The following is a 14,323-nucleotide window of genomic DNA, read 5'->3' on the forward strand; positions in this document are numbered from 1 at the left end:
TGCCTATAAATGGTGCCATGGCTGGTTGCACTCCTTCGGTGATCAGCGTAGGGATGCAAAGACCAGTGACATGGAGAAGCGCTTGATCACGCTGTTCACAAGTCGCACCGGGCTGTTGGCTACGACCGGCGTACTCGGCGGCGTACTCGCAGTCACGGCCCTCGGCGGTACAAGCAACGCTGCCCCCAGCGGCAACGACGCCGGGAACCACCCGAAACCGCAGGCGCGGGCAAATCAGGCAGGTACCCAGGAAGCTTCCGACGCCCGAATAGAGATCACGGACGGGCAGGGCGCCTACAACGTCGGGATCAACGGCCCGATCAGTGTGATCGTCAGCAAGGGCAAGCTCACCAAGGTGACCATGACCGCCGTCGCGACCGGTGCCGAGGTCCCGGGCACTCTGTCCGCGGACGGCACTTCCTGGAAGCCGGACGGCCGGCTGGAGCGTGCCACCAAGTATCAGATCGCGGCAGAGGCCGAGGACGCCAAGGGCCGCTCCGCCACCGGTAACGCCACGATCACCACGGTCTCCCCGGCCAATGACTTCATCGGGCACGTCTCCCCCGAGGACGGCTCGACCGTCGGCGTGGGCATGCCAGTGGCGGTCAACTTCGACAAGGCGATCAGCGACAAGGCCGCCGTGGAGTCGCAGATCCAGGTCAGCTCCAGCAGTGGCCAGCAGGTCGTCGGCCACTGGCTCAACGCCCACCGCTTGGACTTCCGCCCCGAGCACTACTGGAAGCCCGGCTCCACCGTCGCCGTCGCGCTCAACCGCCACGGCATCCGGAAGACGGTCACGTTCAAGATCGGCCGGAGCCAGATCAGTACCGTCGATGCCAAGACCAGGCAGATGACCGTCGTACGGGATGGCAAGATCATCAAGACCATCCCGATCTCGTCCGGCAGCCACGAGCACCCGACGTACAACGGTCAGATGGTGATCTCCGAGAAGTTCGGGCATGTTCATATGAACGGTGCGAGCGTCGGCCTCACAGAGAAGGACGGCAAGCCCTCGTACGACATCAAGGCCGTACCGCACGCCATGCGCCTGACCGACTCGGGCACGTTCATCCACGGCAACTACTGGGCTGCCGACTCGGTCTTCGGCAAGGTGAACACCAGCCACGGTTGCGTGGGCCTGGAGGACGGCAGGGGCAGCGGCGACGGCAGACAGCCCGCCGCGTGGTTCTTCGACCAGTCGATGATCGGCGACGTCGTGGTCGTCAAGAACTCCGAGGACAAGACCAGGTTGGCCCCGGACAACGGCCTCAGTGACTGGAACATGCCGTGGAGGGAGTGGGTCGCGGGCAGCCCGACCACCTGACACTACGCCACTCTCCAGTCAGCCGAACCGCATCCCTTCCGCCAGGCGGTGGCCGGGCACCATATCGGCCACCGCCTGCGGCGTCAGGACGCTCGAACAGCCCTCGGCCGGGGACCCGCACCTGGTGTGCGGAGACGGGTACGCCGGGTTCGGTGAGCGGCATGGAGCAACGGACCGGCTGATCAGATCGGCTGAAATCGTGGAGTGGCGGTGCCGCTACAGTGCCGCGAGCGCGGCGAGCGCGGCGTGCGGGAGCCTGGTGCGTAGATGGACCAGGGTGACGAGCAGGCGGTCGCTGAAGACCAGGTCGTGCTTCGGGCCGGCACCGGCCTTCCGCTGCTGCTCGGCACCACGCCGCTCACGAAGCTCCGAGTCGCGCTGGGCGGGCCGTAGAACGACCAACTCTTCGACCAAGTGGCCGAGTTGTGCATGCGATGCGCGGCAGAAGGCAGGATGGGCCAAGGCCGGGCTGGGAACTTCCCTGCAGAAGAGCAAACGGGGCCAGCCACGCGCCGGCCAGAGCGTCAGGGCCTCAGCAGTCCGCCCACCCACCAGTCGTGCGGCTCCAGGCGGCGACGGGGGTGGGTGCAGAGGCCGAGAGGCGTACGACGTCGTCGAGCCCCGCCCCGGCCCTCCGCGGCTCCTGATCACTCACGTCACTCGCTGCGCCATGCGGCACCACGGACGCGCAGCACGCTGTGCGTCGGCAGGGCCTCGGCCCGGAGGAACCTGTCAGCGTGACAGCCGTGCCGGTATTCGGGGTTCCCGGCGCGTCGATCCTCGCCCATGACGGTCTACCGGGCCGGCCGGCGCCGTGGCTGCGTCCGCCGCCCGACCCGGAGTCTCAGACGCCCGCAGCGAATTCCGCGGGCTAGTCCTCGCAGGTGTCGTCGATGCCGTAGTCCAAGGCGGGGAACGGGGTGACGGGCGGCAGAGGCTCGCCGTCGGCCATGACGCAGTCGGTCAGTGCCGCGTGGAGGAGTTCCGAGTGCAGGTGTGTGCCGACGAAGACCAGTTCCTGACCGTCGGGATTATCGGTGTCGTGGGCGCCGGAAGCCTCGAAGCGTGCGACCGATCCGGCCTGCGACCACAGGCCGTCACCCGCGGGCGGCTGGCGAGGGTGAAGAACCCCTTGGAGCACAGGATCTGCCCGTACGCGCCGCTGTCGAGTTCCTCGGTCACAAACGTCCACAGCCGGCCGGGATGGAAGGGCACCTCGGAGCGGAGGACGGTCGAGGAGATCCCGTACTCCTCCTCGCGCTCGGGCATGAGGTCGGCGACGGCCGTGCGAACGGCACAGCGGTGGCCGTACTGGCCGGCCAGGGCGCCGCCGGAGTTCAGCGGCGGCGAGGGCCTGCACCAGGAACTGCGCGACGGACAGCAGCTCTCCGGTGCGCGGCTGGCGGGTGGTGAGTTCCCTCGCGCAGACGCGCCGTCGTGGATGCGCAGGGCGAGGCGGTTGCGGTGCAGGGGCGTCGAGCACGTCAAGAATGCGCCCGGTGCGGCGTACGAGGCGGAACGTCTCGAAGATGTGCACCAAGTCGTCGGGCCGCGCCTGCGACGGCGGTTCGCCGCACTTCGGACCACCTCTGACCGCCACAACGCCTACATACTGGACACCTGCTGGGGCGCCGCCCTCGCCGTACGTCGAAATACTGGCGGTCCTGCGCCCTGCCCACCAACCCCCTGGCCTACATGAAGTGCGCTGGACTGCCTCGAGCAGTCCAGCGCACTTGGTTGGTTGACCGGTTCAACGGGGCCTGCCGCGGTGCCCGGTCACGTCGATTTCGTCAGGAGCACCAGAACAGGTTCCCCTTGCTGTAGGTGTGCCCCATGTTCCCGTACCGTCCGTTCTTCTCCACGACGAGGTAGATGGACGACCGGTAGTACCACCGGGTGGAATTGTCGTGGTGGCAGTTCCGGTAGACCGCCTGGACGGGCTTACCGATCTTGCAGCGTTTCCAGGACCCTCCGTTGTGGGCCACGACGCGCCAACGGTGGGTACGCCCGTTGTACTGTTCCAGGTCCACTCCCAGGTGACAGCTGTCCGGTGATCCGAAGCAGGAGGTCAGCTTGCCCTCCGCGTAGATGTTCCTGCTGCTATGGGTCACGGTGAACGGCTTGGTGGCGTGGGCGTAGCACCCGACGTAGTAGCGCGCGGAGGTTGCGCCGGCCTTCGCTGTGGCCGATGCCTGCTCGTGCGTGATGGCGTCCGATGCCAAGCGTCCTGCGAGGGTGGGCCGCGTCGCGGAGCCGCCCGCAGTGAGTGCCTGGGCGCCCGTCGGCACCGAGAGGAACGTCAGGATCGCGGTGACGAGCGAGAGCAAGACCAACAACGGCCTTGTGCTCAAGTGTGGTTGCTGCTTTCTCATTGTCTTCTGGCCTTTCTTCGATCTGGAGAACAATCACGGACAGATGAAGGGCTTCATCCCCACCACGGGTTGCGGTGGGAGACCCTTCAGGCGGATGGGCACGCCCCCGCGGTGCAGGCAGATGCGTGCGGAGACCTTGTCCGAAGTGCGTGTGTTCGACGTCGACGTGTCCGCTCGCGCAGACGCCGACCTGTGCAGCCGAGTCCGGTGAAGGACTGAGGACGCTGCTGACTCGACGCCGGCCTGAGACGGGATGCCGGCGGTATGACCTGCGCCGTGGACAGTGCGGCGCCGGCAAGCCCGATCCGCTTGTACACGTTCTTCTCCCGATTCCCTTCCACTCTGTCGGCCGGACAGCCCGTCCGTGCCGTGTGACCTCGACGTTTCCGCCCATGGGATTGATTGGGCAGCCGGTCACGCCGGTCTGATCAATGGCCGCTGCGCGCTCTGGGCAGGGAGCGGGGCGCTGACCGAAGACGGTGTCTGTGGTTTGCCCTTGTGCCGGAGGTGCGCGTAGCTTCTCGGGCCACAGCGCCGCGTCCACGGGGGAGGCGGGACCGGGGGAGGGGAGCTGTCGATGGCGGGGCGTCGGGAGAACCCGGTCGACCCGACCGCGGGGCCGGTGGCGCGATTCGCCGCCGAGTTGCGCAAGTTGCGGTCGGAGGCCGGAAGTCCCACCTACCGTGTGATGGCGCAGCGCACGGAGCAGGGGGCGAGCACCCTGTCGCAGGCGGCTGCGGGGGACCGGCTGCCGACGCTGCCCGTGGTGCTGGCCTATGTCCGAGCGTGCGGCGGTGATCCGGAGCAGTGGGAGACGCGGTGGCGTGATACGGCCGCCGAAGCCGCTGCCGAGCCGCGCGCCGATGAGGACACCGAGGCGCCCTACCGGGGACTGGCCCGCTTCGAACCCGGCGACGCCGACTTGTTCTTCGGCCGTGACCAGCTCACAGACCGCCTGCTCGAACTCGCCGCCGCCCGCCGGTTCACCGCGGTGTTCGGGCCGTCGGGAAGCGGTAAGTCCTCCCTGCTGCGGGCCGGCCTCATTCCCCGCCTGCGAACCCCGGGACCAGCCCGTGCGTTACCGGCGGCGCTGCGGGTCCTCACTCCCGGCGAGCACCCGCTGCGCAGCCACGCGCAGCGTCTGACACCCGCGGACGGCGACGGGGACACGTGGCTGATCGTCGACCAGTTCGAAGAGCTCTACACCCTTTGCCGTGACCCTGTGGAACGCGATCAGTTCGTCGGCCGCCTGCTTGCCGCTGCTGATCCCGCCAGCCGGCTGCGTGTCGTCATCGCCGTGCGTGCCGACTTCCTGGGCCGCTGCGCCGAACACGCCGAGCTGACCGCCATGCTGCAGGACGGCAGCGTCCTGGTGGGCCCCATGAGCCGCGACGAGCTGCGTGAGGCAGTAATCAGACCTGCCCAGGCCGGTGGGCTGATCGTGGAGCGGTCTCTGACCGCCCGGATTCTCGATGAGGTCGAGGGGGAGCCCGGCGCCCTGCCGCTGATGTCGCACGCCCTCCTGGAGACCTGGCACCGCCGTAAGGGCCGCGCGCTCACGGAGGCCGCGTACGAGGCAGCCGGCGGCCTGCGGGGTGCGATCGCCCGTACGGCCGAGGGCGTCTACGCCGGCATGAGCCCTGCCCAGGCCGAACTCACCCGGGCCGTGCTGCTTCGCCTGGTCACACCCGGTGACGGGACGCCGGACACTCGCCGCCCCGTTCGTCGCGAGGAGCTGGACTTCACCTCTGCGGCAGAGATGGCCGCCGTTCTCGACAGCCTGACCCGCGCGCGTCTGCTGACTCTGGACGATGACACCGTCGACCTCGCTCATGAGGCGCTCATCACGGCCTGGCCGAGGCTGCACGCCTGGATCGACAGCGAACGGTCCAGGCTCCGCCTGCACCGCCGCCTGACCGAAGACGCACAGGTATGGAACGACCTGGGCCGCGACCCGGGAGCGTTGTACCGGGGTACGCGACTGGCCGCCGCGGAGGAAGCCTTCGCCGAGCCCGGCGGACGAGCCGACTTCACCGCCTTGGAGAGGTCCTTTCTGGCCGCCGGGCTGGAAGCCCGCGAACGTGAGCAGCGTGCCACGCTCCGTTCGGCTCGGCGGCTGCGCTGGCTGCTGGCTTCCGTCTCGGTCCTGGCCGTCCTGGCCGTGCTGGCCGGGCTGCTCGGCTGGCAGCAGAGCAGGGCGGCAGACGCCGAACGGGTACGGACCGAAGCTCGGCGTCTTGCCGCGGTGGCCGACACGTTGCGGCTGTCCGACCCGGCCACGGCGATGAAACTCAGTGTGGCCGCCTGGAAGATCGCGGATCTCCCGGAGACCCGCTCGGCATTGCTGGCAGCCGCAGCCCAGCTTCCGCGGGACGCCTTCCGCGTTCCCGACTCCGCCTCGGCACTAGCCGACCTCAGCGAGGACGGGCGCACGCTGGTGACGCTGCGGGACGGTCGGGCCGAACGGTGGGATGTGCGCAGCCACCACCGGCTGAGCCGGTTCACGGTCCGTGCCCAGGACAATCCGGCGTTCGCCCTGTCGCCGGACGGAAAAAGGCTGGCAGTATCGACCAAATCGGGCATCCAGCTGTACAGCACCGCGACGGGACTGCCGGACAGCCCGGTGCTGCGCACACCTGGACCGCCGCAGGAGGTCGCCTTCGGTGAGAGCGGCAGGACGCTGTTGGCGACCGCCAGGTCGGAGTGCAAGGAGACCGGTTCACTGGAATTCGGTCACACGCCGCTCCGCCCGGCTCAACTGTGGGACACGCACCGACGGACGGTGCTCTTCGACACGTGCCCGGGCGCCGCATGGACCGACGACCCGGGTCTCGCGGAAGTCTTCCAAGGGACCGGTGACTCGCACGCCTTCGTCAAGGTCAACTCCCGCAGCATCCTCGCGATCAGCCCCGACGACCGCTTGGTGGCGGTGTGCCGCCCGGACGGCGGAGTTCAGGTGTGGCAGGTCGCCGGTCGGCGACGGCGGCTGCCCGGACGATGGGAGACGACGTCCTCGGACCATGGGTGTCCCACAGCCGCCTTCGCCCCGGGCGGCCGTGCCCTGCTGCTCACCACCGATGACGGACTGGCGATGTGGAACGTAGCCTCCGGCCGGGCAATGGGCACCTTCGCCCACGAGGGGGTGCGGGAGATCGACTTCAGCACCGACGGCCGGCTCTTCGCCACCACCGACGACCGTGATGTCCTGCTGTGGCGGGCGGATCACCCCACGGCGCCAGTGCTGGGTTCCACGCTGCCGCACCAGTCGTCACCGGGTATGGTGCGGTTCGACCGGGCCGACGGAGTCCTTCGCTACACCAGCGGTTCCTCCGACACCACGGTCTGGTCGGTGTCCCTGGGCCACGCCGACGACAGAAGCTGGCACGCCGACTCCACAACGGCCGCTGCCTTCAGCCCTGACGGCACACGGCTGGCCACAGCGCGACAGGCCGGCGGCACGCACCGCCTGACACTGCTGGACGTACCCACGGGCCACAGCACGGCCGTCCCACTGTCGACCGCCCCCTGCCTCCTGGACCCCGATTTCTCCCAGGTCAACGACAGCGGGGCAAACTGCGGGGACGTTCTCGCCTTCGGTCCGGACAACCGGACTTTCGCGTATTCGGGCGGAGGTGGGGACGAGGAGGCGGCCACGACGCTAGCCGTACTGGACAGCCGCGACATGACCCGGCACCCAGTACTCCGCCTCCCTGGCACCGGCGAGGACGCGGACACAGTCGACGGCCTCGCGGTAACACCGGACGGGCACACAGTGTTCGCCTCCCTGTCCTACGATCACACGGAGTTGTGGGATTGGCGCCGCGCGGCCAGGATCGCCAGGCTTCCAGGCGTCGCGGGAAGCCTGTCCCTCAGTCCCGACGGCCGACTGCTGGCCACCTCCGAGGGCAATGTGGTGCGCTTGCCGTCCAAACGCCGTACCAACCACACGCTCACGTCGGATCGAACCACCGTCGTGGCCCAGGATCCGACCGGGGGCCACCTCGCGGCCGGTGACGAGGCGGGAGGAGTCACGCTGTGGGACGGAACCGCGGCCCACCGCCTGGGTGACCTCACCGCCGCCCCCGATCCGACCGAGCCCGCCGACGCGAACGGAAATGGATCGACAGCGGGGGTGTCCGCTCTCGTCTTCTCACACGACGGTACGGTCCTGGCCGTGGGCGCGGAGGACGGAACCGTCCGGCTATGGGACGTGACCTCCCGCAAACCCGTCGGGGGAACCCTGCACGTGAACGCTGGGGCCATCAAGGCCCTCACCTTCTCCGCGGACGGTGGGAACCTGCACGCGGCGAGTGAACACGTCCCCTTGCTGGCCTACGAGCTGACACCCGGTCGAACGGTCACCCATCTGTGCGGGCAGGTGGGAGCCGGACTGACCCGAGCGGAGTGGGCGGCCTACGTCAACGGCGTCGCATACCAGCACAGCTGCTGAGCACAGCAGGAAGCGTGGACGTTCGGAGTGGGGCTTGTTGGTGGAAGGGGCGGCCGCTGGACTGGTGCATTGTTGCTTCGCCGACAGGCCGGGTGAGTGTCTCGGCTGAGCCGCTCCACCGGCCGAGCGGCCAGGCCACTGACGCGCGGGTCGATCACGTGCAGCCACGATCAGCTCGCGCTGGAGCTCGGCGAGTACGGACAGCATCCCGAACATTGCCCTCCCCTCCATGGTGGCGGTGTCGATGCCCTGCTCGATGACGTGCAGCCCGATGCTGCGCTCGCGCAGCTCGGCGCCGAGGGTCACCAGGTGCAGCACGGAGCGTTAGAGCCGGTCGAGCCGGGTGACCTTCAGCGTGTCGCCCTCGCGTAGCGGCTGCATGACGAGGTCGAGCTTTGGGCGGGAGGCCTTCGCGCCGCTCGCGGTGTCGACGTGGATGTGGTCGCGGTCGACGCCGGCTCGCAGCAGTGCGTCGACCTGGTGGTCGGGGTTCTGGTCGGCGGTCGAGACCCGCGCGTAGCCGATGAGCAGGTGTCGGAATCGTGATCACGGGGTCGAGTGTCGGCATACGGTCGTTTGCCGACACTCAGGAGGTGGCTCTCGGCCTACGTCACGGCGCTCCGGATGCCGAGGGTGATGAGGACCGCTGACGTGGCCTTGGCGGCAGTTTGCTTGAAGCGGGGTTTGTGAAGGGCGTGTGAGGCACGCAGGATGAGGAAGGTCCAGGCGGCGAGCCAGAGTGCGATCAGCAGCGCGTGGGCGGTGGCCAAGGTGAGGATCTGGCCGCCGAAGGGCTGGTGGGGTGCGATGAACTGGGGGACCAGAGTCAAGTAGATAGCTGCCGCCTTCGGGTTGAGGACGTTGGCGAGCAACGCTTGGGCGTAGACAGAGTCCGACCCCTTCGGCAGGCGTTGGCGGTAGGGGACGGGTGCCGCGTTCGGTGCGGCGGAACGCCATGTCCATATGCCTAGGCCGATGAGGTAGACGGCACCGATGAGCTTGACGGCGGTAAAGGCCAGGCTGGAGTGCATGACCAGGGCTGACAGGCCGGCTATGGCGAGGGTGGCGTGGGTGTACAGGCCGGTGACTGTGCCGAGGATGACAGGAAGAGCCTGACGCCGGCCGCTGTCGGTGACGTGTTGGATCAGCAGGGCCAGGCTGGCTCCGGGGGTGGCGATCAGGGGAAGGACCGCCACCAGGAACCCCGCGACAGCGTAGGGATGGACCACGATGCCTCCGGATCGTGCGAGCGGGGGATCAGAGCACGACGCGGTAGTGGGTGGTCAGGCGCCGGTCGTCGGACAGGATGTGGAACGCAAGGCCGGGCGGCTGGTCGCGGTCTGCGGCCGTGGCACCCTCCCAGGGCATGCGCAGGGTCCAGGTGATGGCCGGTCCGACGATCAGCGGACGCCCGGCGAAGGTCGAGGCGGCCGCGGTGTGGGCGTGGCCCGTGAGGACGGCGGCGACCTGCGGGTGCGCGTCGAGCAAGTCGGCCAGCTGTCCGGGCTCTTCCAGCATGCCGGAGTCGGGCAGGGGGTGATGGAGTTCGACCGGCGGCTGGTGGAAGGCGATCAGTGCCGCGGTGTCCTGCGGCAGCGCGGTGAGGGTGGTGTCGATCCAGGCGAGTGTTTGGGCGTCGAGGCGTCCCTCGTCGCGGCCCGGGATGGTGGAGTCGCACATCAGGATGGTGGTGCCGGCGATGTGGTGGGCCTGATTGATGGGGCCGTGGTCGGGTGCCTCTCCGAGCAGGGCCTTGCGGTAGGCCGGTCGCGCGTCGTGGTTTCCGGGGCAAGTGAGCACGGGGAAAGGGGCGGTCAGGATCTGAGCTGCTTCCTCGTACTCGGCCTCCTCGCCGTGATCGGCGATGTCCCCGGTGACCAGGAGCGCGTCAACCGGGTGAGGCAGGGCTCGCAAGTAGTCCATGACGCGGGTGGCGCGTCGGGTTGCCCTCTCGCTGCCGTCCAGGTGCAGGTCGCTGATTTGTGCAAGCAGCGTCATTCCGCAGCCGCCTCCAATGGCGGGCTCAGCCGCCGTCCTGTGCCAGGGCAGGTGTCTCCACCCGCTCCAGTCTCTAACGGAAGTTCTCTGTTTTCCGTTAGAGACCTTAGGGTGTGCGTAGGGACGTGATCAAGTGGCTGACGACCGGGCACCGAGATGGAAGGGGATGCCTTGTGGAGCGCTGGCTGGCATTGGAACTGGCGAGCACGATTCGCCACGACGGAGATGGCGGCGTCGCCGATGACCTCGCCACGGTCCAGGGAACAACGCACTGGATCCAAGAGCAGGGGGATCTGCTGGCCGACCACATTCCGGCTGGAGAACTCGCGGCGGATGAAAACCTCAGGCTCGCGATCGTCGAGCTTCGGCAGGCAGTCCGGGCCTTGTTCGCCCGAGTGGTCAGTCCCGCTCCCCCCAGTCCGGCGGACGCCCATCGCCTGATGACTGCCGACCAGGCAATGGCCCACCTCAACACGGCTGCCGCGCGGGAACTGGTCGCCCCGCAGATCGACTGGCCCGTCGAAGGAGTCCCTACCGCCCGACTGCTGTCTGCGGAAAGCGATCCGGACGTTCGGCTTGTCGCGGCCCTGGCCCGAGCCGCCATCGACTTTCTCAGCGGCCCGCAGTGCACGCGGTTGCGATCCTGCACCGCGCCCCGGTGCGTGCGCTACTTCGTCAAGAGCCACGGGCGGCAGGAGTGGTGCAAGCCGTCATGCGGAAACCGCGCCCGGGCAGCTCGCCACTACAGGCGTCAGCGCACAGCAGTTGATGGCGGTTCTGCCCCGCCCTGATCGCTGGGGGGAAACCCCAGGGCCGTGCCGACGCGGCCGCGCCATGGATCCCTCCCGCCGTGGGGGACAAGGCGTTCCCCACGGCCGTCGACCGCATCCGCGCCGAGTTCGCCGCTGTCCTGTCCGTCAGCCACCCAGTCAACGACATCTCACGGCCCGGCCCTCAGCCACTGACCTGGCGACGCCATGACCGGGGAACGTTGCTCCGCGGTACTGACCCATTCAGTTTCGAGGTGCTGTGAAGGATCCGGCAGAACGGGGGCGAGGGACTGCGGTCGTCAGTCCAAGGTCGAGGCGCTTGTCCATCTCCAGACTGAACGTTCCGTACGGGTTGATGTTCGACCAGAACAAGGCGGTCAGCCCGCGCCGGTCCTCATCCGAGAGCTTCTTCGTCCAGGCCGGTTCGGTGAGGACCTGCTGAAGCAGCAGGGTGTTGATGTGGACGAGACTCGACTGGAGCAGGTGCAGGGCGAGCATCGAGGTCTCGGCGTGCTCCTTGTCCGAGCCGGTCGGCGCGCCGTCGTTACCGTAGTGCAGCACGGTGTTGGCGCTGTTCCAGTTCTCCACGACCTGGAGCCCGCCGTGGATCTCGCGGCGCAGGTCCGGGCTGGCGAGGTAGTCACACGCGAAGATCGTGCGTACGGCGCGGCCGAGTTCTTCGAGCGCGGCGTAGGTGGGGTGCTTGGGGCCACCGCGGGTGAAGCGCCGTAGTACCTGCTCGGCCTCCGCGGTGCCCAGGCGCAGGGCGGTGGCGTACTCGAGCATCTGGTCGTACTGCTGCTCGATCAGATCCCACTTGATGGCCCGGGTCAGGGAGGCGCCGAGCGCCGGCCAGCCGGGCGGGTCGTCGTCCGGGCGGTACAGGAGGATGCTGCCGATGTTCTTCAACCGGGGCAGCAGGCGGAAGTTGAGCAGCTCGGCGAAGGCGAACCCGACCACGCTCGCGCCGTATGTGTCGACGTAGTTCGACTCGATCTCGCGTCCGTGCAATGCCGCAGCAGTCCCTCGATCATCGCCGCGACCTCGGACGACGAACAGGACTTCAGTTGCGAGTAGATGCAGACGTTCTTCCGCTCCACGTGCCAGTGGATCACCACGCCGCTGCCGCCGTAGCGTGCGTGGTACTCGGTCATGAAGTTGCTGGACCAGGACCCGAACTTCTTCGAGTCCGAGGCACACGCGTTGCCCCGGCCCCACCACGCGGTGTCGCGGGCGGAGAAGGTTGCGTTGACCAGTCGGGTGACGGCGGCGCGGAGGTTGTCGACGGTGATGAAGTGCTGCCGGATATGGCGCAGAGCGGCTCCACTCTCGCCATGCTCGCCGGTCGCGACGATCGAGCGGATGCCCATGTTGGTGCCCAGGGCGAACAGCGCGAGCAGCAGGCGGCGCTGGAGTGTGGCCCGGTCGATGCGCTCGTACGGGGCGACGGAGAAGCCGGAGAGGAAGTCGGCGTCCTCTTCAGCGCGTCCAGCAGGTCGAGGACTCCCCATCGCGTCGGCCGAGTGGTCCCGCACCGCGTGTCTGCTCGCGCACGAGACGAACGCCGGCGTGATCCACGTGGAATGGAACTACGGCCGCGACTCCAGCATCTGCGTCCGGACCAAGGCGCGCAGTCGGCACACCTGATCCAGCCAGTGCGCTCCCAGTTCAGTTGCTGGATCTGATCGGCTTCGGCGCGCAGGCTGCGGCGGGAGGAGTTGGGCTGCGCATTCTTCATCTCGGCCGCCACATCAGCCATGGACTGCGCGGTGATGTTGATGGCGCTGACAATCGAACCTTATGATATCAGTTCACGTGATTGTTGGTGCCCTCCTAGAGCGTGTGTCGGAAGTGCTCTAGGTTGGCTCACGTGAGTGCGCGGGGGCGGAGTTACCGATATGGCGGACCGGTCGAGCTGAAGACTGCGGTCCGGCCTGGCAGCGGCGGGTGCCGGATCAGCTCGGCAGCTGAGTTCGGCGACTGGATCGCTGAGCGATCGGCGGCGGAACTGGCCGAACCGTTCACCTTCGTGGTCGGTACGGACGGTGCGCTTCGGCTGGCGCCGCGGCGAAGCGAGCACGTGGTCTGTGCCGGCGGAGCCATGGTTCTGAGTGCCGGCGAGATCGGCTTCGTGCGTGAGGCGGACCGGTGGGCGGTGAGCGAGGTCAGCAACCAGTCCACCGGGTACTGCCCGGACGTCACCTCCTGGTCGGCAGTCGCTCGTGCTCTGGACCATGTAGGGCTCGGGCGGCCCTCCGGCTTCACCCACGAGGTGGTGTTCCGGCGGTGCCCCGACTGCCAGGAGCACAACATCGTGCGCGAGGACGACTTCGTCTGCGTCTTCTGCGGCAGTGATCTGCCGGAGACGTGGAACGTGGATCGCACCGCCGAGGGTCACAGCCACTCGTTGATGGCAGCGACGAGGACGGTCGCCTCGTAGCGGACCGCGAGCTTGTCGTATCGCGAGGCGACGGCGCGGTGCCTCTTGAGGCGGTTGATCCCGCACTCGACCGCGTGGCGCTCGCGGTAGTCGACAGGGCCGAAATGTGGCGGCCGGCCGCCGCGGGAGCCGAGCTTCTGGCGGTTGCGCGCCTGGTCAGCCTTGTCCGGGATGGTGCAGCGGATTCTGCGGTGGCGCAGGTAGGCGCGGTTCTTGCGGGAGGCGTACGCCTTGTCCGCGCGGACCCGATCGGGGCGGACGCGTGGCCGGCCCGGTCCGGTGCGAGGCACGCGGACTTTCTCCAGTACCGGTTCGAACTGCGGCGAGTCCCCGCGCTGCCCGGCCGTGATCACGATCGACATGGGCTTCTGGCCTTGCTCCACGGCCAGGTGCAGCTTGGTGGTGAACCCGCCGCGCGAGCGTCCCAGTCCGTGATCTCCGGGCTCGGTGAAGACACCGCCCGGTGGTTCCTTCTGCCGGTCACCCTGCTTGCGGGCACCGGCCGCATGCTGATGGGCGCGGCACACGGTGGAGTCGACGCTAAGGTCCCACGTGATCGCACCCTCCGCGTCGGCCAGGGACTGGAGCCTGGTAAGGATCCGCTGCCAGCTGCCGTCCCGCTGCCATCGGCGGAACAGGTCGTAGATCCGGCCCCACGGCCCGTACTCGACGGGCACGTCCGGCCACGGCACACCGGTCCGGATCCGAAATCGTATGCCGTCGATCAGCTGCCGCCGGGACCAGACGGGCGGCCGCCCCGCCTTCGCTCCCTTTGGCAACAAGGGCTCCAACACCGCCCACTGTTCATCCGTGAGATCTCCCCGACCCATGAACCGTGATCATTCACGGCTCAAGATCCACTTTCGATACACGGCCTAGGTGTGCTGTCTCGGGACGTTGGTGACACACGCGCTGGGTGCTTGAACGGGTGAGGGCCTTCCGGGTTCGGTGTGGATTGCGAAGTCTGCA

At 68.3% G+C, this 14,323-nt stretch carries 9 protein-coding genes and 3 pseudogenes; 4 read left to right on the forward strand and 8 right to left on the reverse strand.

The window, feature by feature from the left end; all coding sequences use genetic code 11:
- Positions 1-70: 70 nt before the first annotated feature.
- A complete protein-coding gene (locus ACZ4WH_RS22850; protein ID WP_468183179.1) occupies positions 71-1,324 on the forward strand; it encodes a L,D-transpeptidase in 1,254 nt (417 codons plus the stop codon).
- Between the two features lie 216 nt (positions 1,325-1,540).
- Here ACZ4WH_RS22850 and ACZ4WH_RS22855 read toward each other — a convergent pair whose 3' ends face one another.
- The 3 genes and pseudogenes from ACZ4WH_RS22855 to ACZ4WH_RS22865 all read right to left on the reverse strand — a co-directional run bounded on the left by ACZ4WH_RS22855 (position 1,541) and on the right by ACZ4WH_RS22865 (position 3,657).
- A complete protein-coding gene (locus ACZ4WH_RS22855) occupies positions 1,541-1,738 on the reverse strand; it encodes a hypothetical protein (RefSeq protein WP_468183181.1) in 198 nt (65 codons plus the stop codon).
- Positions 1,739-2,195: 457 nt separating this feature from the next.
- Positions 2,196-2,617 (reverse strand): annotated as a pseudogene (locus ACZ4WH_RS22860) (CobW C-terminal domain-containing protein); the annotation flags it as partial.
- Positions 2,618-3,114: 497 nt separating this feature from the next.
- Positions 3,115-3,657, reverse strand: coding sequence for a hypothetical protein (locus ACZ4WH_RS22865; RefSeq protein ID WP_468183182.1), 543 nt, complete (start codon positions 3,655-3,657; stop codon positions 3,115-3,117).
- 616 nt (positions 3,658-4,273) lie between these two features.
- Between ACZ4WH_RS22865 and ACZ4WH_RS22870 the strand changes: the two genes are divergently transcribed.
- A complete protein-coding gene (locus tag ACZ4WH_RS22870; protein ID WP_468183184.1) occupies positions 4,274-8,146 on the forward strand; it encodes a WD40 repeat domain-containing protein in 3,873 nt (1,290 codons plus the stop codon).
- A 222-nt stretch (positions 8,147-8,368) separates the two neighbouring features.
- Here ACZ4WH_RS22870 and ACZ4WH_RS22875 read toward each other — a convergent pair.
- The 3 genes and pseudogenes from ACZ4WH_RS22875 to ACZ4WH_RS22885 all read right to left on the reverse strand — a co-directional run.
- Positions 8,369-8,677, reverse strand: a pseudogene (locus ACZ4WH_RS22875) (recombinase family protein); the annotation flags it as partial.
- Positions 8,678-8,751: 74 nt separating this feature from the next.
- The gene (locus ACZ4WH_RS22880) at positions 8,752-9,375 is read right to left on the reverse strand and encodes a LysE family translocator (RefSeq protein WP_468183186.1); all 624 of its coding nucleotides are present in this window, start codon (positions 9,373-9,375) and stop codon (positions 8,752-8,754) included.
- A gap of 28 nt (positions 9,376-9,403) precedes the next feature.
- Positions 9,404-10,144 (reverse strand): metallophosphoesterase, encoded by a 741-nt coding sequence (locus tag ACZ4WH_RS22885; RefSeq protein WP_468183188.1) that lies wholly within the window; start codon positions 10,142-10,144, stop codon positions 9,404-9,406.
- Between the two features lie 173 nt (positions 10,145-10,317).
- Between ACZ4WH_RS22885 and ACZ4WH_RS22890 the strand changes: the two genes are divergently transcribed.
- On the forward strand, positions 10,318-10,935 hold the full coding sequence (locus tag ACZ4WH_RS22890; RefSeq protein ID WP_468183190.1) for a CGNR zinc finger domain-containing protein: 618 nt from the start codon (positions 10,318-10,320) through the stop codon (positions 10,933-10,935).
- Positions 10,936-11,157: 222 nt separating this feature from the next.
- Here the strand turns inward: ACZ4WH_RS22890 and ACZ4WH_RS22895 are convergent.
- A pseudogene (locus ACZ4WH_RS22895) lies at positions 11,158-12,425 on the reverse strand (transposase).
- A gap of 359 nt (positions 12,426-12,784) precedes the next feature.
- On the opposite strand from ACZ4WH_RS22895, the gene ACZ4WH_RS22900 reads away from it, so the two are divergent.
- A complete protein-coding gene (locus ACZ4WH_RS22900; RefSeq protein ID WP_468183192.1) occupies positions 12,785-13,354 on the forward strand; it encodes a hypothetical protein in 570 nt (189 codons plus the stop codon).
- Here ACZ4WH_RS22900 and ACZ4WH_RS22905 read toward each other — a convergent pair.
- Positions 13,309-14,184, reverse strand: a complete 876-nt coding sequence (locus ACZ4WH_RS22905; RefSeq protein ID WP_468183194.1) for an IS5 family transposase — start codon at positions 14,182-14,184, stop codon at positions 13,309-13,311. The two genes, ACZ4WH_RS22900 and ACZ4WH_RS22905, sit on opposite strands and share 46 nt — an antisense overlap.
- Positions 14,185-14,323: the final 139 nt, after the last annotated feature.

The sequence above is a fragment of the Streptomyces sp. NPDC029138 genome, from assembly GCF_055564375.1.

Coding starts and splice junctions, on each gene's coding strand:
- ACZ4WH_RS22850 (WP_468183179.1), top strand. CDS start 71: ATGGAGAAGCGCTTGATCACGCTGTTCACAAGTCGCACCGGGCTGTTG.
- ACZ4WH_RS22870 (WP_468183184.1), top strand. CDS start 4,274: ATGGCGGGGCGTCGGGAGAACCCGGTCGACCCGACCGCGGGGCCGGTG.
- ACZ4WH_RS22885 (WP_468183188.1), bottom strand. CDS start 10,144: ATGACGCTGCTTGCACAAATCAGCGACCTGCACCTGGACGGCAGCGAG.
- ACZ4WH_RS22905 (WP_468183194.1), bottom strand. CDS start 14,184: ATGGGTCGGGGAGATCTCACGGATGAACAGTGGGCGGTGTTGGAGCCC.